16 protein-coding genes and 2 pseudogenes are annotated in these 20816 nt (G+C 71.1%); 9 read left to right on the forward strand and 9 right to left on the reverse strand.

The genetic code is table 11. The annotated features are described in order from the left end of the window. Positions 1-28: 28 nt before the first annotated feature. Both ABH927_RS13865 and ABH927_RS13870 read left to right on the forward strand, forming a co-directional pair. On the forward strand, positions 29-790 hold the full coding sequence (locus tag ABH927_RS13865) for an isoprenyl transferase (RefSeq protein WP_370021485.1): 762 nt from the start codon (positions 29-31) through the stop codon (positions 788-790). 243 nt (positions 791-1033) lie between these two features. Further along, entirely contained in the window at positions 1034-2344 is a 1311-nt protein-coding gene (locus ABH927_RS13870) for a PhoH family protein (RefSeq protein ID WP_370021487.1), read from the forward strand. 7 nt (positions 2345-2351) lie between these two features. Here the strand turns inward: ABH927_RS13870 and ABH927_RS13875 are convergent, their stop codons facing one another. From ABH927_RS13875 to ABH927_RS13885, 3 genes are read right to left on the reverse strand one after another with little or no spacing between them, the layout of a single operon-like run. Beyond that, positions 2352-2909, reverse strand: coding sequence for a hypothetical protein (locus ABH927_RS13875; RefSeq protein WP_370021488.1), 558 nt, complete (start codon positions 2907-2909; stop codon positions 2352-2354). Positions 2910-2925: 16 nt separating this feature from the next. Next, positions 2926-4356 (reverse strand): sensor histidine kinase, encoded by a 1431-nt coding sequence (locus tag ABH927_RS13880; protein ID WP_370021490.1) that lies wholly within the window; start codon positions 4354-4356, stop codon positions 2926-2928. Next, on the reverse strand, positions 4353-5027 hold the full coding sequence (locus tag ABH927_RS13885; RefSeq protein ID WP_370021492.1) for a response regulator: 675 nt from the start codon (positions 5025-5027) through the stop codon (positions 4353-4355). The genes ABH927_RS13880 and ABH927_RS13885 overlap by 4 nt, the downstream gene beginning before the upstream one ends. A gap of 260 nt (positions 5028-5287) precedes the next feature. On the opposite strand from ABH927_RS13885, the gene ABH927_RS13890 reads away from it, so the two are divergent. From ABH927_RS13890 to ABH927_RS13905, 4 genes are all read left to right on the forward strand, one after another. After that, entirely contained in the window at positions 5288-5998 is a 711-nt protein-coding gene (locus ABH927_RS13890; RefSeq protein ID WP_370021494.1) for a lytic transglycosylase domain-containing protein, read from the forward strand. Between the two features lie 136 nt (positions 5999-6134). Next, positions 6135-6407 (forward strand): type II toxin-antitoxin system ParD family antitoxin, encoded by a 273-nt coding sequence (locus ABH927_RS13895; RefSeq protein WP_370021495.1) that lies wholly within the window; start codon positions 6135-6137, stop codon positions 6405-6407. After that, a complete protein-coding gene (locus ABH927_RS13900) occupies positions 6400-6822 on the forward strand; it encodes a hypothetical protein (protein WP_370021497.1) in 423 nt (140 codons plus the stop codon). The genes ABH927_RS13895 and ABH927_RS13900 overlap by 8 nt, the downstream gene beginning before the upstream one ends. Before the next feature lie 244 nt (positions 6823-7066). Then, a complete protein-coding gene (locus ABH927_RS13905) occupies positions 7067-8989 on the forward strand; it encodes a glycosyltransferase (protein ID WP_370021498.1) in 1923 nt (640 codons plus the stop codon). 31 nt (positions 8990-9020) lie between these two features. Here ABH927_RS13905 and ABH927_RS13910 read toward each other — a convergent pair whose 3' ends face one another. The 6 genes from ABH927_RS13910 to ABH927_RS13935 form a co-directional block, all read right to left on the reverse strand. Beyond that, a complete protein-coding gene (locus ABH927_RS13910; RefSeq protein WP_370021499.1) occupies positions 9021-10331 on the reverse strand; it encodes an MFS transporter in 1311 nt (436 codons plus the stop codon). 76 nt (positions 10332-10407) lie between these two features. Then, positions 10408-12276, reverse strand: a complete 1869-nt coding sequence (locus tag ABH927_RS13915; RefSeq protein WP_370021501.1) for a helix-turn-helix domain-containing protein — start codon at positions 12274-12276, stop codon at positions 10408-10410. A gap of 1 nt (position 12277) precedes the next feature. After that, the gene (locus ABH927_RS13920; RefSeq protein WP_370021503.1) at positions 12278-13051 is read right to left on the reverse strand and encodes a 3-hydroxybutyrate dehydrogenase; all 774 of its coding nucleotides are present in this window, start codon (positions 13049-13051) and stop codon (positions 12278-12280) included. Between the two features lie 67 nt (positions 13052-13118). After that, the gene (locus ABH927_RS13925) at positions 13119-14510 is read right to left on the reverse strand and encodes a class II fumarate hydratase (protein ID WP_370021505.1); all 1392 of its coding nucleotides are present in this window, start codon (positions 14508-14510) and stop codon (positions 13119-13121) included. 68 nt (positions 14511-14578) lie between these two features. Continuing rightward, positions 14579-16153, reverse strand: a complete 1575-nt coding sequence (locus ABH927_RS13930; RefSeq protein ID WP_370021507.1) for a serine/threonine-protein kinase — start codon at positions 16151-16153, stop codon at positions 14579-14581. 42 nt (positions 16154-16195) lie between these two features. Then, complete coding sequence (locus tag ABH927_RS13935) at positions 16196-17446, reverse strand: protein kinase domain-containing protein (RefSeq protein WP_370021509.1); 1251 nt, start codon at positions 17444-17446, stop codon at positions 16196-16198. A gap of 229 nt (positions 17447-17675) precedes the next feature. On the opposite strand from ABH927_RS13935, the pseudogene ABH927_RS13940 reads away from it, so the two are divergent. The 3 genes and pseudogenes from ABH927_RS13940 to ABH927_RS13950 all read left to right on the forward strand — a co-directional run. Next, positions 17676-17780: pseudogene (locus tag ABH927_RS13940) on the forward strand (helix-turn-helix domain-containing protein); the annotation flags it as partial. A gap of 318 nt (positions 17781-18098) precedes the next feature. Continuing rightward, positions 18099-18416, forward strand: a pseudogene (locus ABH927_RS13945) (IclR family transcriptional regulator C-terminal domain-containing protein); the annotation flags it as partial. A gap of 441 nt (positions 18417-18857) precedes the next feature. Beyond that, on the forward strand, positions 18858-20762 hold the full coding sequence (locus tag ABH927_RS13950) for an alpha/beta hydrolase family protein (RefSeq protein ID WP_370021511.1): 1905 nt from the start codon (positions 18858-18860) through the stop codon (positions 20760-20762). Positions 20763-20816 lie beyond the last annotated feature (54 nt).

Consider the following 20816-nt stretch of genomic DNA (forward strand, 5'->3'; position numbering starts at 1 on the left):
CTCCAGGGTCGCAAGGGAAGAGGGCTTCATGAGCGTGCGCGATCTCGTGTACAAGCTGTACGAGCGCAGGCTCGAACGGAAGCTCTCCCCTGACCAGATCCCCCGGCACGTGGGCGTGATCGTCGACGGCAACCGGCGCTGGGCGCGGGCCATGGGCCTGCGCGACGTCAACCGCGGCCATCAGAAGGGCGCCGACAAGATCTCAGAACTGCTGGTGTGGTGCAGGGAGGCCGGCGTCGAGTACGTGACGCTGTGGCTGCTGTCCACCGACAACCTCACCAGGGACAAGGCCGAGCTGGAGCCGTTGCTGCAGGTCATCGAGGGTCTTGTGCAGGACATCGTCGATCAGGGCTGGCATGTGAAGCCGATGGGGTCGCTCGATTTGCTGCCCGATCACACCGCCCGTGTCCTCAAAGATGCGAAAGAAACCACATCGCATCGCCCCGGCCTGATTGTGAACGTTGCGGTTGGGTATGGAGGAAGACGTGAGATCGCTGATGCGGTGCGCTCCCTCCTCCAGGAGCACGCAAGCAAGGGCGCGAGCATCGAGGAACTCGTCGAGGTTCTCGACGTCGAGCACATCGCGGAGCATCTCTACACGCGCGGCCTCCCCGACCCGGATCTTGTCATCCGGACCTCGGGAGAGCAGCGACTCTCCGGATTCCTGCTCTGGCAGAGCGCCCACTCCGAGTTCTACTTCTGCGAGGCCTACTGGCCTGACTTCCGCAGAGTCGACTTCCTGCGGGCACTCCGCTCATATGCCGCGCGTCACCGTCGGTACGGCTCCTAGAACGGGACGTGAACGGCCTCTTTCGGTCAGCGTTCAACTATTGGGCGACGGAGGTTCATTACGTACCGTGGTAGGTAAGCGGCCATCGAGCGGATCGATGGCTCTTACCTCGGGAGAGGGCCCGTCCTTGCGTCACGACCTTGCGAGGAGGGCCGGAGTCCCGGCCCGCTTCGGCAGGTCACGGGCCCGGTCCGTTCACCACCAGTCAAGGCAGGGCGCCTGACAGCGCCCGGGGGAGAACGCGTGGCAGTGTCCTCGAGTAACCCGTCCACATCCCGCACCTACGTCCTGGACACCTCAGTCCTGCTCGCCGACCCGGCGGCGATGAGCCGCTTCGACGAGCACGAGGTCGTCCTTCCGATCGTCGTCGTAACGGAACTGGAGGCCAAGCGGCATCACCCCGAGCTGGGTTACTTCGCCCGCGAGGCGCTTCGCTTCCTCGACGACCTTCGGGTGCGGTACGGACGGCTGGATGAGCCCATGCCTGTCGGCGAGGGCACAATCCGGGTCGAGCTCAACCATAGTGATCCATCGGTCCTCCCGGCGGGGTTCCGCCTCGGGGACAACGACACGCGCATCCTGACGGTCGCGCAGAACCTCGCGGCGGAGGGCCGCGACGTGGTCCTCGTGTCGAAGGACCTGCCGATGCGGGTCAAGGCCGCCTCCATCGGCCTGAGCGCGGAGGAGTACCGCGCGGGCATGGTGGTCGAGTCCGGCTGGACCGGCATGGCGGAGCTCCAGGTCACCACCGAGGACGTCGAGGCGCTCTTCGAGGCCGGCACGGCCGACCTGGAAGAGGCCCGCGACATGCCGTGCCACACCGGCCTGCGGCTGCTGTCCAGCCGCGGCTCGGCGCTCGGCCGGGTCATGCCGGACAAGTCGGTACGGCTGGTCCGGGGCGACCGCGAGGTCTTCGGCCTGCACGGCCGGTCGGCCGAGCAGCGGATCGCCCTCGACATCCTGATGGACCCCGAGGTCGGCATCGTCTCCATGGGCGGCCGCGCGGGCACCGGCAAGTCGGCCCTCGCCCTGTGCGCGGGCCTGGAGGCCGTGCTGGAGCGCCGTCAGCACCGCAAGGTCATCGTCTTCCGCCCGCTGTACGCCGTGGGCGGCCAGGAGCTCGGTTACCTGCCCGGTTCGGAGAACGAGAAGATGGGCCCGTGGGCCCAGGCCGTCTACGACACGCTGGGCGCCGTGACCACTCCCGAGGTCATCGAGGAGGTGCTCGACCGCGGGATGCTGGAGGTCCTCCCCCTGACCCACATCCGCGGCCGGTCGCTGCACGACGCCTTCGTGATCGTGGACGAGGCCCAGTCGCTGGAGCGCGGGGTGCTGTTGACCGTGCTGTCGCGGATCGGCGCCAACTCCCGGGTCGTGCTCACCCACGACATCGCCCAGCGTGACAACCTGCGGGTGGGCCGGCACGACGGCGTGGTGGCCGTGGTGGAGAAGCTCAAGGGCCACCCGCTGTTCGCGCACATCACGCTCACCAGGTCCGAGCGCTCCCCGATCGCCGCGCTGGTGACCGAGATGCTGGAGGACATCACCGTCTGACGATCGATCACGGGGGGAGATGGCCGTCCTTGGGGGCCAGATCCCAGTACTCCCGGCACGTGTGGATCTTCAACGGTCCCGTGTTGCCGGGAGTCGTGTGAGCGATCTCCACGGCCCAGATCTCCGAGCGGAGCCGTGCCGTACAGGTGATCTGGGCCATGGCGGTCCTGGAGACCTTCCAGCCGCTGACGAAGATCCGCATGCGCAGACTGAGGGTGTTGTCGGGGTCGTTGCGGCTGCTCGGGTCGGGCGTGTAGCGGACAAGCTGGACCTGGGCCAGCGTCAGCCCGGTGAGCGCCGTCGACCGGCCGTTCACCGGCCGCCCGCTCGCCTTGAACAGAGCGGCCATCAGGTCGTTGACCTGCGGTGAGGCGGCGGCGACCGTGGTGAGCCAGAGCTTGCCGTCGCGGATCATGTAGACCCTGGCGGGGGTGGATGCCCCGCTGATGACGGGTGCGGGGCCCACGTCGATCACCTTGGTCGGCTCGATCCCGCACGCCGCCGTGACGGTGGTGAGAACGGCGGTCAGCGCGCCGGCGAGGGCCTGGCGCGAGAGTTTCCGCATGCCCCTCATTGTCGTGTCATTGTCGTGGGATCCACAGCGTGAACAGCGTGCCGGGCTCGCACCGCTCCACCGTGATGGCGCCCTGATGCAGCTCGGCGTTGGCCTTGGCTATGGCGAGCCCGAGACCGCTGCCCACGCTCCGGGCGCGGCCCGGGCCGGCCTTGAAGAACCGGTCGAAGACGTGGGGGAGCGCCTGCTCCGGGATGCCCGGCCCGTGGTCGCGGACGGCCACCTGCAGGCCGCCCTTCACGAGCCGGGCGCTCACCAGCACGGGCGGGGAGCCGTGGTGCAGGGCGTTGCCGACGAGGTTGGCCACGATCACGTCGAACCGGCGGGGGTCGAGGAAGAACGCGAGGCCCACGGGGACACTGAGCTTCACCTGGTCGGCCCAGCCGCGAACCTCCAGGGAGTCGGCCAGCGTGTCGCCCACGTCCACGGACTCCCGTCTCAGCACCGCCGCCCCGGAGTCGAAACGGCTCACCTCGATCAGGTGCTCCACCAGCACGCGCAGCCTGCCGATCTCCCGGACGACGATCCGTACGGCCTCGCCCGCGTCTTCGGAAAGCTCCTCGGCGTCCTCCGAGAGCATGTCGGTCACCGCCGTCATGGCCGTCAGCGGGGTGCGCAGCTCATGGGAGACGTCCGCGACGAAACGCCGGGACATCGACTCCAGCGTGCGCAGCTCGGAGACCGTGTTCTCCAGAGCGGCCGCGGTCTCGTTGAACGTGGCGGTCAGCTCCGCCAGCTCGTCCTTTCCCCGGACGGGAAGCCGGATGTGCAGGTCGCCCGCTCCGAGGGCCCTGGCGGCGGCTCCGAGCCTGCGCACGGGGAGCAGCACCCGGCGCGCCGACAGCAGCGCCACGGTCAGGGCGATCGTCAGTGTGATGCCGCCCGCCTGGGCGAGGGCGTTGCGGAACCGGAACAGGACGCCCTCCTCGTCGCCCAGCGACACGAAGACGTACGCGGAGAGGCCGGTCGTCCGCAGGACGCCGCTCTGGCCGACCCGCTGGATCTGGGTGGCGACGATCAGCCAGGGCTCGTCCCTGAGGCGGACCCGCTGGTAGACCAGCCGCCTGGCGGCCTGCCAGCGGAGCTGGTCGGGGACGTCGGACATCGTGAACCGCCCGCCGGCGCTCGTCCGCCGGTGGTCGCCGTACGTCACGATCACCGTGCGGTCGGGGCCGTTCAGCGCGCTCACGAGGCCCGCGAGGTCCTCGTCGGTGACGGTGGTGTCGCTCGGCCAGACCACGTCGCTGGCGCCGACCGGCAGGGTGATCTTGGACAGCTTGTCCCGCACGTCGGCGACGGCGCCGCGTACGGCCCGCTCGATCAGCTCCTTGCGGACGAGCTGGTATCCCAGCCCGGCGACCATCGCGGAGGCCGTCACGGCGACGACGGTGAACGTGATGACCAGCCGGGCCCGGAGGCCGGTGGGCAGCCAGGTCATGGCGGGCTGAAGCGGTACCCGAAGCCGCGCACGGTGTGGATGAAGATCGGGTCGGCGGGAACCGGCTCGATCTTGGCCCGGATCCGCTGGACGCACGCGTCGACGAGCCGCGAGTCCGCCACGTGCGTGTGGTCCCAGACCGCGCGGAGCAGGTAGCGGCGGTTGAGCACCTGGCCGGGGTGGCGGACCAGCTCCAGCAGCAGCCGCAGCTCGGTCGGGGTCAGGTGGATCTCGCGGCCCCTCAGGCTCACCTTCAGCGCGCCGCGGTCGATCACCAGGTCGCCGAAGCTCACCCGGTCGGACGACGCCGACTCCAGCCGCCGCAGGATCGCCCGGATGCGGGCGTCGAGGACGCGCGGCTCGACGGGCTTGACCACGTAGTCGTCGGCGCCGGCCTCCAGCCCGACCACGACGTCGAGGTCGTCGCCACGGGCGGTGAGCAGGATGATCGGCAGGGAGTCGAGCTTGCGGATGCGGCGGCATACCTCGACCCCGTCGATGCCGGGGAGCATCACGTCGAGGATGACGATCTCCGGCCTGCGGGCGCGGACGTGGTCGAGGGCCTCTTCCCCGGTCGCGTACGAGGTCACGGAGTGGCCCTGACGGGTGAGCGCGAGCTCGAGCCCGGCCCGGACCGAGGGGTCGTCTTCGACCAGGAGGATGCCTGCCACGCGGTCATTATGGGTCTGACGTGGCGTGTTCCCCGCTAGGTCACAACATTGTGACAATGACGGCACATGATCCCCATGAAAGAACGGCAGGCTGGAAGGGGCTCTATGGGTTCCGCGGCCCGGCCTCCCGAGATGACCTGTGACCAAACTCACAATTTCCGGGAAAGCCCAAGTGGCCGCCGGGTTAGGTCAAGAGAACACCAACCTCTTCCATGTATGGGTTGCGCAACACCCCCCAAGACAGGGCAAGCTCATAGGCCGTGAGTTCTGGTCAGCAGCTGAGGGATCACCCGCCCAAGTCGCGGGCGCGTGCCAGGCGCACGGACGGGCGGCCGGGTCCTGGCTGGCTGACCCCCAAGCGCGTCGCCATCATGGGCGTCACGGTCGCCGTTCTCGCGGGCGGCACGGCCTACGTGGTCCACGTCGCCATCGAGAACGCGAACGCCCCCAGGCAGCCGCTGACCCTGGGCGACCTCATCAAGGCCGACCCCTACGCGCCCAACCCGGAGGACGACGCCCTCAAGGCGGCCGCCGTGCAGGCGCTCAAGCGGGGCAGGCTGAAGGCCATCAGAGAGGGCCGTCAGAAGCTCGATCCGGTCAAGATCGCGCCGAAGGCGCCCGGCGGCGGGGGCTTCAGCCCGGCCGACTTCCCGCCCGGCTCCAGCCCCGACCCCGGCAGCAACAAGGCGCTCGGCAAGGAGATGGCCGCGGCCCGCGGCTGGGGCGACGAGTGGGGCTGCCTGGAGAAGCTGTGGGACCGCGAGAGCCACTGGAACGAGCGGGCCATGAACCGCTACAGCGGCGCGTACGGCATCCCACAGGCCCTTCCGGGAAGCAAGATGGCCAGCGCGGGCTCCGACTGGCAGACCAGCGCCGCCACGCAGATCAAGTGGGGGCTCGGGTACATCGCCGGCCGCTACAAGTCGCCCTGCGGCGCGTGGGGCCACTCCCAGGCCACCGGCTGGTACTGACCAACACTGACCCACACCCGGCCGACGCTGACGGGGGCCACGATCGCCGCCCAGGAAGCCCGCGCCCAGAGGACGTCGCGATGAAGCTTTGCCGGGGCTCCTGCACGCCCGATCGCGATCATCGTATAGTTATCGCATGAGTACGAGGCCGGTGTCGGTAACGATCGACGAGCAGCTCTACGCCTACGCTCAAGGCGAGGTGGAGGCGGGACGGGCCAAGTCGGTGTCGGCGGTGGTCAACGCCGCGCTCGCCCGCCGGGCCGAGGCCGACCGCGCGGCCGACGCCGCGGTGCTCGCCGCAGTGGAGGCGGTGCTTGAGGACCCGGACGCCTCGGCGCGTATGGAGCGGATGACCGCCCACCTGCTGTCGCAGCGGGAGCAGGCCGAGCGCCAGGCCGCCGGTGACTGAGACCGGCTACGTCCTGGACGCCACCGTGGTGTCGGAGATCGCGCGGGGGGACCTGCCGTTGATCGCGATGCTGTTCGGGCTGGACGGGCGTGGGCTGCCGCTCGTGGTGCCGGCGTTGGTCGTCGCGTCGGTGGCCGCGGAGATGGGCGGAGGCGACGAATCGGGGTTCTTACCGGCGGTGCGTGGGATCGCGCGGCTGGAGCACGGCGCGTACGGCGGGCTGGGCGACTTCGACGACGCGCTGGAGCTCGGCCGGGTCGCCGCGCGGCTGGGCGACAAGCAGCGGTGGGAGGACGCGCACACGGTGATGCTGGCGCGGCTGTGGCAGGCAGACATCCTCACCCTTGACGCCGCCCGGTGGGACGGCCAGGAGCTGGATGGGGCGCGGGTCTCGGAGATCGCCGACCCGGAGTAGACCGCGTGGGCCCCTTTTCGTCGTTCCGGACGGATATCGGGGGGAATGGCTGCGCTGCGCGGGCGAACTACAAGAGCGAGATCGGTCTCGCTCTTCGAGGGCCAGGCGTGCGGGTGCACGGCCGCCCACCAACCCCACTAACCCCGGCAGCTCCAGGCCGCCCTGCCGAAACTCTGGTCAGGTTTGGTCGACCTTTCGGCAAGCCTGACGGGGTTCCGCCCGTCCGCAATGCACCCTTGGGCTCATGGGTGTGAAGGTCAGCGTGGTTGTGCCCGTGTTCAACCCCGGGCTGGCGGACGACGCCTTCGGCGCGTGCGTGCGTTCGCTGCTTGAGCAGTCGCTGCCGCCCGAAGAGTACGAAGTGATCTTCGCGGACGACGGGTCGACCGACGGGACCCGCAGGCGGCTGGACGCGATCGCCGCGATCCGCCCGAACGTCCGCGTGCTCCACCTCGATCACAGCGGCTCGCCGGCGCGCGGCCGCAACGTGGGCCTGTCCGTCGCCCACGGCGAGTACGTCTACCTGCTCAACCAGCACGACAGGCTGGAGCCCGGCGCCCTTGAGCGGATGTACGGCATGGCGGTCGAGACCGACGCCGACGTGCTGGTCGGCCGGCTGGTGGACGACGGGCCGCCGCTGTCGGTCTTCGCGGAGAACAGGGCCCGTGCGGACATCCTCCGCGACCACCTGCTCACGCTGCCGACGGCGCACAAGCTGTTCAGCCGCGACTTCCTCGAGTCGCAGCACCTGCGCTTCCCCGACCGCCCGCTGTCCGAGCAGTCCTTCGTCACCAAGGCGTACCTCGCGGCGAAGGTCGTCGCGATCCTCGCCGACGAGGTCTGCTGTCACCTGGCGCGCGCGGAGGAGGAGCAGCCGGACGCGGAGGCCCTCTTCGACGGCCTGCGGGGACTCTTCGACGTCATCGACTCGCACACCGAGCCGGGCCTCGAGCGAGACCGGATCTACGCGCACTGGTTCCGCGTGCTCGGGCTCCGTCGCCTGGGCGGCGGCCGTTTCGTGGACGCTCCCTTCGAGGAGCGGACGGTGCTGTACTCGTTTCTCCGTCAGCTCACCGTCGAGCGCTTCCCCCCGTCCCTCGACGTGCATCTGCCGGTGCACCAGCGGGCCCGGGTGGCGCTGCTGCGGGACGGCAGGCCGGAGGCGCTCGTCGAGCTGGCCGGGGCCTTCCGGGGCACCCGGCTGCGCGCCGAGCTCCGGGACGTGCGCTGGGACCAGAGCGTGCTCACCCTCGATCTCAGCGTCGAGATCGTCCGGGGCGACGGCACCCCGCTGTGGTTCCGCGTGGAGCACGGCCGCCTCCTGTGGACGCCTCCGGTGCCCATGGAGGGGCTGCTCGACCAGGAGACGGCCGACGTCAGCGAGGCGGTGGCGAAGGCCCGCATGGAGGTCTACATCCGCGACGCGCAGACCGGCGAGACCTACTTCCTGCCCGTGAGCGGCGCCGTCGGCCGGGCGGTCGTGGGGAGCCAGGTGAGGATCTGGGCGAGCGGCGAGGCCCGGCTCGACGTGGGCTCGGCCGCTCTCGGCCGGCCGCTGTGCCCGGGAGTGTGGGAGGTCCACGTGCGGATGCGCGGCGTCCACCCCGGCCGCACCCGCGTCGCCCGCCTCGACGCGCAGATGAACTGCGCCGGCGTGCTCGCCGACGAGCCCCGCAGGCTCGTGGTGCCGTGCTGGTCGGAGCGCGGCGAGCTCAGCGTCTGCGTGGAGCCGAAGTCCTTCGCCGAGTCGATCGCCCTGGTGTCGTCGAGGGCGTCCGTCGCCCGCCAGGACGGTCACGTGTTCGTCGTCGTGCCCGTGCCGTACGTGCCGCCGAGTGGCGGGCCGGCGGCGGAGCTGGTGCTCCGGGAGCAGGACGGGCGGCACCGGAGCATGGCGGTGCCCGCGCTGGTGGAGCCGGGCATTCCGGGACGGCTCGCCGGTCAGCTCATCGCCCGGGTCCCGGTGAGCAGGCTGGGCGGGGAGGACTGCCTCGGCCCCGGTGCGTGGCGGCCCAGCCTGCGGGTCGCCGAGAAGGACGTGGAGCTGCTCTTCGGCCTGGCGGTGGGCCGCGGCGGGCAGGTGAGGGTCCTGCCCGCCGGGACGTCGCCCGCCCCGTCGCTGCTCAGGAAGATCGCAGGCCGGATCGGCTACCGCCCGCGCAGGTGAGCCAGGAACGCCGCGCGGAACTCGGCCGGCATCAGGCTTCCTGGGCCACGCGCTGGACGGCGCCGGAGGTCGGCTCGATCGCGGCCAGGTCGCGGCTGCGGGTCTCCCTGGCGGTGAAGACCGCGATGAGGGTGAGCACCGCCGCGCCCGCCACGTAGACGGAGACCGGGAGGCTGGAGTCGTAGGACTTGAGCAGGGCGACGGCGATGATCGGGGCGAGCGCGCCGGCCACGATCGAGGCGAGCTGGTAGCCGATGGACACGCCCGAGTAGCGCATCCGCGTCGCGAACAGCTCGGAGAAGAACGCCGCCTGCGGGCCGTACATCGCGCCGTGGAAGAGCAGGCCGACGGTCACCGCCAGGGTCACCAGGCCGAACGACTTGGTGTCGATGAGCGGGAAGAACGCGAAGGCCCACAGGCCGGCCCCGGCGGCCCCGATCAGGTAGACCGGGCGGCGGCCGAGCCGGTCCGAGAGCGCGCCCCACAGCGGGATCGTGATGAAGTGGACGGCCGAGCCGATCAGCACCGCGTTCAGGACGGTCCCCTTGGGCAGGCCCGCGGCGGTCGTGGCGTACACCAGCACGAACGCGGTGATCACGTAGTAGGAGACGTTCTCCGCGAGCCGGGCGCCGATGGCGACCAGGACGTCCCGCCAGTGGTGCCGCAGCACGCCGAGGATGGGGGCCTTCGGTGCGGGCTCCCGTGTGGCCTCCTGGAACACCGGCGACTCGGCCACCGTCAGCCGGATCCACAGGCCGATCAGCACGAGCACGCCGGAGAGCAGGAACGGGATCCGCCAGCCCCAGGCGAGGAAGGCGTCGTCCGGCTGGACCGCGGCGAGGAGGGCCAGCACACCGGTCGCCAGCAGGTTGCCCCCCGGAGCCCCGGCCTGGGGCCAGGAGGCCCAGAAGCCCCGGTTGCGCGGGTCGCCGTGCTCGGAGACGAGCAGCACGGCCCCGCCCCACTCGCCACCGAGGGCGAAGCCCTGCACGAGCCGGAGCGCCGTCAGCAGCAGCGGGGCCGCCGCGCCGAGCGTGGCGTAGGTCGGCAGGCAGCCGATGAGGAATGTCGCGCCGCCCATCATCAGGAGGCTGATGACGAGCAGCTGCTTGCGCCCCAGCCGGTCGCCGTAGTGGCCGAAGACCAGCCCGCCGAGCGGCCGGGCGACGAACCCGATGGCGTAGGTGAGGAACGCGAGGAGCGTGCCCGTGAGCTCGTCCTCGGTGGGGAAGAACAACTTGTTGAAGACCAGGGCGGCGGCCGAGCCGTACAGGAAGAAGTCGTACCACTCGATCGTGGTACCGATCAGGCTGGCCCCGACGACTTTTCCGATCTTACTCATGGGAACTCCTCGCATAGGGGGTTCCGCAAAGGTATGCAGTGACCGGGGTCACTCCTATGGGGCCGCCACACACAGCTCAGCCGCCGGTCATGTGGGTTCGCAGCCGGTGCAGCCGCAGGGCGAGCTGGATCTCCAGGGATCGCTCGGGCTCCTGCCAGTCCGCGCCGAGGAGCTGCCCCACCCGGTCGAGCCGCTGGGTCACCGTGTTCACGTGGATGTGCAGGGCGTCGGCCGTACGGGACAGGGAGCCGCCCGCGCCGAAGTAGGCCGCGAGTGTCCTGACCAGGGCGGTGCCGCGCCGCGCGTCGTAGTCGAGCACCGGCCCGAGCGACGAGGCCAGGAAGCCCGGCACGTCGCGCCCCTCGCCGATCAGCAGGCCGACGAAGCCCAGCTCCTCGGCGCTCGCCCCGTCGCCCGCCCGGCCGAGGGCGGCGAGCGCGCCGGCGCAGCGCTGGGCCTCCCGGTAGGCGGCCGCGACCGTGGTGAGGCTGCCGCTCGCGGCTCCCGCCGTGGCCGGCCGGCCCAGGGAGGAGCTCAGCTCGGCGGCGACGCGGCGGGCCATCAGGCCGGGTTTGTCCCCTGGCAGCAGCAGCACGACCTCGTCGCCCCGCGCGGCGGCCAGGCCGTGGGCGAGCGTGGCCTGGGATGACGCCCAGAACGCGGCGCGCTCGCGCTGCCCCTCTCTCCGGCCGGCGTCGTGCCGCGCGACGACCAGCACGTGCGGCGCGTCGAGGTCCACGCCGAGCCGCCGCGCCCGGTCGCGCAGCCCCGCCAGCTCGGGCCGGGAGATGAGGTCGTCGAGCAGCTCGCCGCGCACCCGCCCCTCGGCCTCGGCCACGCTCCGCCGGAACAGCAGCAGCAGCGCGGTGACCAGCGCCGCCCGCTCCAGGATGCGCTGGTCGGTGTCGGCCACCGGGCTGTCGGTCCGCAGCACCAGCGTGCACAGCGGCGCGGCTCCGACGTCCACCGAGGCCACGAACGCGTCGCCCCGCTTCACCGTACGGCCCAGCGCCCGCGACGACTGGGCCGCGTCGAACACCCCGGCGTCGAGGTCGCCGGTCTGCCCCACGAGCGGGCGGCCCTCGTCGTCCAGCACGGTCAGGCTGCCCCCGAGGACCTCGGTGACGACCGCGGCGACGTCCTCGACGCCCCCGCCGCGCAGGACCAGCCCGGTCATCCGGTCATGCGCGTCCGCCGCCCGCTCGATGGCCGCGCTGTGCGCGCTGATCAGCGTGTTCGCCTCGCTCAGCTCGGCCAGGGCGGCCCGGGTCTCCTGCAGCAGCCGGGCGGTGTCGATCGCGACGGCGGCGTGCGCGGCCAGCGAGCCGAGCAGCGCCACCTCCTCCTGTACGAACGGCCGGGCGCTGCGGTTGGCGGCGAACAGCACGCCGATGACCTGGGGGCCGAGCCGCAGCGGCACGCCCAGGATGGCGACCAGGCCCTCCTCCCGCACGGCCTCGTCGATCGTCGTGGTGTGCTGGAACCGCGCGTCCGCGAAGTAGTCCGCCGTGTTGTACGGCGTGCTCGTCTGGGCGACCAGCCCGCCGAGACCGGCGCCCATCGCCAGCCGGAGCCGCCGGAAGCGCGCGGACACCGACCCGTCGGTCACCCGCATGAAGGTGTCGCCGCGCTCGGGGTCGTTGAGCGTCATGTAGGCCGTGTCGGTGCCGAGAAGCTGCCTGGCCCGGCGGACGATCGCCTCCAGGACGGCGTCGAGGTCCGTCAGTCCGGCCAGGTCGCTCGCGGTGTCGAACAGGGCCGACAGCTCGGCCTCCCGCTTGGCCCTCCTGCGCAGCATCGCCCTGACCTTGAGCGCGGCGACCTTGGCCTGCTCCAGCTCCTCCAGCGTCGCGGAGTCGGCCCCGGCCGCGCGGGCCTGCAGTACGGGCCCCTCGAACTCCACGGCCGAGGCCTCCCGGGCGAGGAGTTCGAGATAGACGTTCACGTCAGCGCGCGCTCCATCCTCCGTCGAGCGGGATCGAGACTCCGGTGATGAACGACCCCTGTGGACCGCAAAGATAGGCGACCATCCCGGCCACCTCGTCCGGCTCGATCAGCCGCTTGATCGCCGTCGGGGCGAGCATGAGCCGCTCCACGACCTCGTCCTCGCTGATCCCATGGGTCCGCGCCTGATCGGCGATCTGGTTCTCCACGAGCGGGGTGCGGACGTAGGCGGGGCTGACGCAGTTCGACGTCACGCCGTGGGGCGCGCCTTCGAGGGCGATGACCTTCGACAGCCCCTCCAGGGCGTGCTTGGCCGTGACATATGCCGATTTGTACGGCGAGGCCCGCAGGCCGTGGACCGACGAGATGTTGACGATCCGTCCCCACCCCCGGGCGTACATGCCGGGCAGTACGGCACGGGCCAGCAGGAACGGCGCCTCCACCATCACCCGGAGGATCTTGGCGAAGACCTCGGGAGGGAACTCCTCGATCGGGGCCACGTGCTGAAATCCGGCGTTGTTGACGACGATGTCGGCGGAGATCCGGGTGTCCGGCGACGGCGGGAGCTGTCCTCGCCAGGCCACCAGGAACTCGGGATCCGACAGATCGACGGTCACCGGAGTGCCGCCGATCTCCGCGGCCACCTTCTCGACGGCGTCGGCGTCGACGTCGGCCACGACCACGTGCGCGCCCTCGGCGGCCAGGCGGCGGGCGCACGCCCGGCCGATGCCGCTTCCGGCGCCCGTCACCAGGGCGGTACGCCCATCAAGGCTCATGGCGTCTCACCCTAGAAACCGGGGCCGGTCCGGCACATGGCGGCCGCCGACATAGATCCCTGCCGCCCTATGTGGGCCGGGTCATGGAGAGCACGTCGAGGATCTCGTCGAGCTGCTGCTCGGTCAGCGTGCCGTTCGCCACGTGGCCACGCTCGACGACGACCTCCTTGATCGTCTTGCGCTCCTTGAGGGCCTGCTTGGCGATCTTGGCAGCCTCCTCGTAGCCGACGTACCGGTTCAGCGGGGTGACGATCGACGGCGACGACTCGGCGTACTCCCTGAGCCGCTCGACGTTGGCGGTGATCCCGCTGACGCACCTGTCGGCCAGCAGCCGCGAGACGTTCCCCAGCAGCCTGATCGACTCCAGCACGTTGCGGGCCATCACCGGCAGCATGACGTTGAGCTCGAACGCGCCCGACGCCCCCGCCATCGTGATCGCGGCGTCGTTGCCGATGACCTGGACGGCCACCATCGTGACCGCCTCCGGAATCACCGGGTTCACCTTGCCCGGCATGATCGAGGAGCCCGGCTGGAGGTCGGGCAGGTTGATCTCGCCCAGGCCGGCGCGCGGGCCCGAGCCCATCCAGCGGAGATCATTGGCGATCTTGTTGAGCGAGACCGCGATGACCTTCAGCGCGCCCGACAGCTCGACGAGGCCGTCCCTCGCCCCCTGCGCCTCGAAATGGTCCCTGGCCTCGGTGAACGGCAGCCCGGTCGCGCGGCTCAGCTCCCCGATCACGGCCCCGGCCCAGCCCGGGTCGGGGACGTTGATGCCCGTCCCGACGGCCGTGCCGCCCAGAGGCAGCTCGGCCAGGCGGGGCAGCAGGGCCTGGATCCGCTCGATCCCGAGCTCGATCTGCGTAGAGTAGCCGCCGAACTCCTGGCCGAGCGTGACCGGCGTCGCGTCCATCAGATGGGTCCTGCCGGACTTCACCACGCCGGCGAACTCGGACGCCTTCTCCTCCAGCGCCGTCGCCAGGTGCTCGAGCGCGGGCGTCAGCTCGTGGACCACCGCGTAGGTGGCCGCCACGTGGATCGAGGAGGGGAACACGTCGTTGGACGACTGGGCGGCGTTCACGTGGTCGTTGGGGTGGACCGGCCGGCCGAGCCGCTCCTCGGCGAGGGTCGCGATGACCTCGTTGGCGTTCATGTTCGACGACGTGCCCGAGCCGGTCTGGAACACGTCGACGGGGAACTGGTCGTTCCACCGCCCCTCGGCCACCTCGTTCGCGGCGTCCTGTACGGCCTGCGCCAGATCCTTGTCGATCACCCCGTAGTCGGCGTTCACCTTGGCGCACGCCGCCTTGATCCGCCCCAGGGCGGCGATGTGGGCGGGTTCGAGCCCGCGGCCGGAGACCGGGAAGTTCTCCACCGCCCGCTGCGTCTGCGCCCGCCACTTGGCCTGGGCCGGGACCCGCACCTCGCCCATGGAGTCGTGCTCGATCCGGAAATCTTCCATGGTGTAAGTCCTATCAAGAACCCGCGGCGAGGTCTCTCCCACCCGGCATGGAACGAGCCCAGGCCGAGCTAACGGCCCAAGGCCACCATCGCCAGGACCACGACCGCGAGGAAGGCCACGAGGGCGATCACAGCCAGCACGAGCACCCGGACCCGGCCGCCCGCGTCCGGTTCCTGAGAGCCCTGCATGGCGAACAGGTCCGTCCCCAGCCCGCCGGGGCGGTGCCCGTTGCCGCTGTCACCGGACGCGGGATGTCCGGGCTGTCCTGACTCTCCCGGGTGAGCCTCCGGCTGTCCTGAGTCCGCCTCACCTCGGCCCTGTTTCGCTGCCGCTCCTGCCGTGGCTGCGGGTGGAGGAGTCGTGTGAGGTCGATTGGCAGGCAACCTCCGAGGGGCTGTCGTGTCCGTGTCGTCGTCGCTCGCCTCGCTACCGGAGGGCGCCTCGCTACCAGGGGGCGCCTCGCTACCGGAGGGTGCGGACATGGCCTCGGGAGCGTCGGCGGCGGCTGATGGCGCCGCCGGAATGGCACCATCGGCCGAAGGGCTCGGACTGGAAGCCGGAGGAGGGATGCGAAGACCGCCCTTGGGGCGAATTATCACCATCGTCTGGTCGGCCGCGTCCTCCGAGGAGGAGCCGTCCACGCGAGACGCGCCCCCGGCGGTGGCGGCCCCGGAGACTGGGAAGACGTCCGTGGGAGAGGCTGGTCCGGCGGGAGCGCTCGTGGACGCGGCCTTGGCGGACGCGGCCTTGGCGGGCGCGGCCTTGGCGGGCGCGTTCACGGGCGGCGCGGGTTGTGGAGAGGCGCCGGCCGGGGCGGCGGCCGGCGTGTCGGCGATGATCCGGAGCATCGCGGCGGCTCGTTCGGGCGTGAGCCGTACCGTGTGGTCCTTCTGCAGCAGGCCGTCGAGGACGGGACGCAGGGGGCCGGCCTGGGTGGGCGGGTCGGCGGTCTCCGTCATGAGGGCCGCGAGGGTCTCCCCGACGGAGCCGCGCTCGTAGGCGGGCCGTCCCTCGACCGCGAAGTACAAGGTGGCCCCGAGGGACCACATGTCGGATTCCGGGCCGGTGTGGTCGCCCCTGGCCCTCTCGGGCGCGGTGTAGCCGGGGGAGCCGATCACCATGCCGGTCTGCGTGAGGGGGCTGTCGCCCTGGGCCTTGGCGATGCCGAAGTCGGTGAGGACGACCCGGCCCGTCTCGGTCAGCAGCACGTTGCTGGGCTTGACGTCCCGGTGCAGGATGTCCTGGGAATGGGCGGCGCGGAGCGCGCCGAGCAGGTCGTAGCCGATCTCCGCCACGAGCCGGGGCGGTAGCGGGCCCTCCTCGTCGATCACCTGCTCCAGCGAGCGGCCCTCGACGAGCTCCATGATGATCCACGGGCTGCCGTCCACCTCGATCGCGTCGTGGATCGTGGCGACGGACGGGTGGCTGACCCTGGCCGCGATGCGGCCCTCCCGGATCATGCGTTCCCGCAGCTCCCGGCGTTGCGGTGGGCTGAGCGTCGGATCCTGGCGGATCTCCTTGACGGCGACTTCACGCCCGAGCGACCGGTCGAAGGCACGCCAGACGGTGCCCATCGTGCCCCGGCCGATAGGGGTGATCAGCTCGTAGCGATCAGCGAGCAGCCGCGGTTGCTGTTCCGGCATGAGAAGAAAGATAGCGATTCTCCCTGGAGAATCGCTTTCTACTCACATGAGAAATCTTCTCGGCCAGTACCGGCGGGGCAAAACCATCGTGATCACCTTGGCGAGGCGTCGCATCATCGGGCCGTAGCCGATCTGGTGCAGAGACGGCTCGGGCGGCTTGCGGTGGACGCCCTCGGCCGGTCGGCGCCGCTGCGCGGGCACGGTGGCCATCTCGCGGGAGGCGCCGAGGTCCCGGAAGTCGCGGGGGTCGCGGAGGTCACGACCGTAAGCGCCGTACGTCCGGTGCGGGCCGGAGACCCGGTGCGGGCCGGAGTCCCGGGGATCGCGCGGCTGTCCCGGGGGCACCGGCCTGGGCGCGGGCCGCGATTCGGCCCGATGCTGCCCGCGGTGCGGCGGCTTGCGCCCGATCGTCGGTACGGCCGGCGGGATCGAGGGGCGGACCGGCCGGTGCTGGGGGATGATCTCCTCGGCGGTTCCGCCGGCGGCGATCCTCGCGAGGGTCAGGGCCGCCCGGACGCCGTCGAGGCGGGCCTCCGGGTCGATCTGGAGCAGGCCGCGCAGGACCGGGGCGAGCGGGCCCGCCTTCTCCATGGGGATCGGGGCGCCGCTCGTGAGAGCGGCCAGGGCGGCGGCAGCCGTACGGCGGCCGTGGAGGCCGCGGCCCTCGACGGCGGTGTAGAGCGTCGCGCCGAGCGACCATAGGTCGGCGGCCGGACTGGCCTTGTCACCCAAAACCCGCTCGGGCGCGATGTATCCGGCCGAGCCCAGCACGATGCCCGCCTGAGTGATCGAGACGTCGCCCTCCAGGGCGGCCAGCCCGAAGTCGGTGAGCACGGCCCTGTCCTCGGTCACCAGGACGTTGCTGGGCTTCACGTCCCGGTGGAGGATGCCCTTGGCGTGGACGGCCCGCAGCGCGCCGAGCACCTGCCTGCCGATCTCGGCCACCCGCCGGGGGTCCATCGGGCCCTCGCGCCTGACGATCTCCTCCAGCGACTGCGCCTTGAGGAGCTCCATCACGATCCACGGGCGGTCGTCCTCGGTCACCACGTCGAACACCGTGATGACGGAGGGGTGGGCGACCATGGCGGTCGCGCGTCCCTCCCGCTCGGTGCGCGCGCAGAGCTCGGCTCGGAGGTCCTCGTCGAGGACCAGCGGCAGCCGTACCTCCTTGACAGCGACGTCACGATCGAGGAGCTCGTCTCGCGCACGCCAGACGGTGCCCATTCCACCGCGGCCTACCGGCTCGACAAGCCGGTAGCGCGCGGCTAACTGGTATCCGGACGGCGCACGCATGGGTGGCAGCTTACCGATTCGGGTAATGCGTCCTGTAGAGACCATGCCGGGAAATTGTTGGGATCTTCTGTCAAATGTTCTGACACCCGGCATGTAGGGTCAGCGGCGGCCAATGGTAAGGCCGGGGACGAAGCGTCTCACGGCGACCACAGAGGTTCGAGGACCCCGGACGGCCGCGAGGCCGATGTTCGGCATTGTCGACTCGGGATACAGTCCCAGCGTGGGAGAGATGATCCAGTCGGTTGAGCGGGCCGCTGCGATCCTGAGACTGCTCGCGTCCGGGCCCCGCCAGCTCGGCGTCGTGGAGCTGGCCCGGGCCATGGGCCTGCCCAAGGGCACCCTCCACGGCATCCTGCGCACGCTCGTGCACGTCGGGTTCGTGGAGCAGGACGAGACCACCGGGAAGTACCGGCTCGGCGGGACCCTCCTCCACCTCGGCAGCAGCTACCTCGACGTGAACGAGCTGCGGGCCCGCTCGCTCAACTGGGCGGACGCGCTGGCCGGCCGCAGCATGGAGAGCGCCTGGATCGGCACGCTCCACGAGGGGTGCGTCCTCGTGGTCCACCACGTGTTCCGCCCGGACGACAGCCTGCAGGTGCTTCAGGTGGGCACCCTCCTGCCCGGCCACGCGACGGCGCTCGGCAAGGCGCTGCTCGCCTACGACCCGTACGGGGAGGCGATCACGGGTCCGCTGGAGCGCTTCACGGGGAGGACGCTGGTCACCGTGGCCGACCTTGAGGAGGAGCTCGAGGCGATCCGGGCGCGGGGGTGGGCGGCGGAGATCGAGGAGTTCGTGGAGGGCGAGGTGGCCATCGCCGCCCCCATCCGCGACGGGCGGGGCATGACGGTCGGCGCGATCGGCGTCAGGGGCGCCATGGAACGGCTCGCCGAGGGCGGGGCGCCGCGCATGGAGATCGTCTCCTATGTCAGGGACGCCGCGCGGGCCATCACCCGCGACCTCGGCCGGTAACACTTCGGACACGTCATTGACGTAAAGCGCCGGGTGAATAAACTGCACATATCGTTCGGCATTACCGAACGAATTCGCAGACTGTGAGGTTCCTCGTGCTTGGACCGCAGCACGCATGCCCGACAGACCGGCACGCTGGGCCCGGTGGGCGCGTGACCGGCGGCCGGGGAGGAGCCCGGCAGTTCATCAGAGGTGCACCTGCGTGGATCGGGACATACCGTCCAGGCGGTATGTCCCGCGCATCCGGGACGGCGGTCACAGGGCCGTGACCCCTCCCTCGTACGCCGGGCAGGTGGGACCACCACGCCCGGCAGCATCGGCGGCGCTGCCTGTTCGGCGACGCCGAACAGCGGCTCGCCGATCAGTAGCCGGCGGCGCTGCCCGTCTCGGGGGGATAGGCGACGCCTCCGGCCGTACTACAACGAAAGGTCTGGTAGGCACATGACCCCCACACAAGGCAGGAGCTCAGGGCTCTGGGCCCTGCTCAGCCTGGCTCTAGCCCTTGTCCTGCTCGGCGGTGGGATCGCCGCGTGGACGCAGACCGCCGGCGGCGCCGTGTCGGTCCAGGACGTCCGGTTCACCGGCAACGACGGGCACCAGCTCGCCGGCCTGCTCTACGTCCCGCGGGGCGTGACCGCGAAGACCCCCGCGCCCGCTGTCCTCGCCGTGCACGGGTACATCAACTCGCGGGAGACCCAGGACGCGTTCGCGATCGAGTTCTCCCGCCGGGGGTACGTCGTGCTCGCCCTCGACCAGCAGGGGCACGGCTTCTCCGACGCGCCCGCGTTCGCGTACGGCTACGGCGGGCCGGCCGCGCTGGCCTACCTGCGCTCCCTCGACATCGTGGACAAGGACAACATCGGTCTCGAGGGCCACTCCATGGGCGGCTGGACGGTGCTCTCGGCGGCCAAGGCCATCCCCGACGGCTACAAGTCGCTCGTCCTCGTCGGCTCGTCGCCGGGCGACAAGGGCGTCCCCGCCCCCGACGGCGACACGTCGTTCCCGCGCAACACCGCGCTGATCTACGGCAAGTGGGAGGAGTTCTCCCCCCTCATGTACGGCGTGGCCAACCCGGGCGACGCGCAGTCCTCCGCCAAGATGAAGGGCCTGTTCGGCAGCGCGGCGCCGGTGGTCGCGGGCAAGGTCTACGGCTCGATCGACACGGGGAACGCGCGCGTGGTCTACCGGCCGGCCAACAATCACCCCGGCCTGACCTTCAGCTTCGAGTCCGTCTCGCACGCCACCGACTGGATGGCGCGCACCCTCAAGGGCGGGCACCCGGCCTCCGGCCAGGTCTGGTGGCTCAAGGAGCTCGGCACGCTGATCGCCCTGGTCGGCGGGATCCTGTTCCTCTTCCCCTTCGGCGCGCTGCTCCTGCGGACGCCGTACTTCGCCGTGCTGTCCGCCGAGGCGGCACCGGCCCGTGGCGTGCGGCGGGGCACCCCGTGGTGGGCGGCGGCCCTGGTCGCGGCGGCGATCCCCGCGGTGACCTTCTTCTGGTTCCAGGACTTCGCCAACTATCTGATCCCGGCGAGCGGGCTGTTCCCGCAGACGGTGACCACGGGCATCATGGGGTGGGCCATCGGGAACGCCCTCGTGTCGCTGGTGCTGTTCCTGGTCTGGCACGTCCGGAGCAACCGCGGGGCGGGCCTCGCCGACTACGGCCTGCGGCCGCGCCGCATCGGCCGGTCGATCGTGTTCGCGGCGTCCGTGGTCGCCGGCCTCTACGCGCTGCTCGCCTTCTCCGACTGGGCGTTCACGACCGACTTCCGGATCTACGTCGTGCAGCTCCACCTCATGGACGCCACGCACTTCCGGATCTTCCTGAGCTACCTGATCCCGTTCACGGTGTTCTTCGTGGTGCTCGGCCTGGTCCTGCACAACCAGCTTCGGCCCGCTGACCGCAGCCCCCGCCGCGAGCTGGCCGCGAACATCGCAGTGCTGGTGGCGGGCCTGGTCGTGCTCCTCGTCGCCGACTACGCCCCGCTCCTCGCGGGCGGGACCCTGGCGATCCCGGACCAGCCGCTCCTGATCATCGTGGCGTACCAGTTCGTGCCGGTGCTCGCGGCGGTGGCGCTGATCTCGACCTACTTCTTCCGCAGGACCGGGAGCGTGCTTCCGGGGGCGTTCGTCAACGCGATCCTGATCACCTGGGACATCACGGCGGGCACGGCGACCCAGTGGCCGGTCGAGCCGTGGGGCGGGGCTACCCAGTGGATCCGCGTCGGGCTGCCCCTGCTCGCCGGTGTCGTGCTGCTGGTCCTCGCGATCCGGCGGCTTCGCACCGGGACGTCGGCGCAGGCGCCGGCGTCCGACCCCGAGCCCGTCCCGCAGGTCCCGGCCTGAGCGTCTCCGCCCGGGCGCGTGTGAGGGAGGTCCCCGTACGGCGAGGGCCTCCCC

This window comes from Planotetraspora sp. GP83, assembly GCF_041262585.1.
In the GTDB taxonomy this organism is placed as follows: Bacteria; Actinomycetota; Actinomycetes; order Streptosporangiales; family Streptosporangiaceae; genus JAOEGB01.

What these genes read in the sequence shown, in the direction of transcription:
- ABH927_RS13865 (WP_370021485.1), top strand. Translation starts at nt 29, where the DNA reads ATGAGCGTGCGCGATCTCGTGTACAAGCTGTACGAGCGCAGGCTCGAA.
- ABH927_RS13875 (WP_370021488.1), bottom strand. Translation starts at nt 2,909, where the DNA reads ATGCGGAAACTCTCGCGCCAGGCCCTCGCCGGCGCGCTGACCGCCGTT.
- ABH927_RS13880 (WP_370021490.1), bottom strand. Translation starts at nt 4,356, where the DNA reads ATGACCTGGCTGCCCACCGGCCTCCGGGCCCGGCTGGTCATCACGTTC.
- ABH927_RS13895 (WP_370021495.1), top strand. Translation starts at nt 6,135, where the DNA reads ATGAGTACGAGGCCGGTGTCGGTAACGATCGACGAGCAGCTCTACGCC.
- ABH927_RS13905 (WP_370021498.1), top strand. Translation starts at nt 7,067, where the DNA reads ATGGGTGTGAAGGTCAGCGTGGTTGTGCCCGTGTTCAACCCCGGGCTG.
- ABH927_RS13910 (WP_370021499.1), bottom strand. Translation starts at nt 10,331, where the DNA reads ATGAGTAAGATCGGAAAAGTCGTCGGGGCCAGCCTGATCGGTACCACG.
- ABH927_RS13920 (WP_370021503.1), bottom strand. Translation starts at nt 13,051, where the DNA reads ATGAGCCTTGATGGGCGTACCGCCCTGGTGACGGGCGCCGGAAGCGGC.
- ABH927_RS13925 (WP_370021505.1), bottom strand. Translation starts at nt 14,510, where the DNA reads ATGGAAGATTTCCGGATCGAGCACGACTCCATGGGCGAGGTGCGGGTC.
- ABH927_RS13930 (WP_370021507.1), bottom strand. Translation starts at nt 16,153, where the DNA reads ATGCCGGAACAGCAACCGCGGCTGCTCGCTGATCGCTACGAGCTGATC.
- ABH927_RS13935 (WP_370021509.1), bottom strand. Translation starts at nt 17,446, where the DNA reads ATGCGTGCGCCGTCCGGATACCAGTTAGCCGCGCGCTACCGGCTTGTC.
- ABH927_RS13950 (WP_370021511.1), top strand. Translation starts at nt 18,858, where the DNA reads ATGACCCCCACACAAGGCAGGAGCTCAGGGCTCTGGGCCCTGCTCAGC.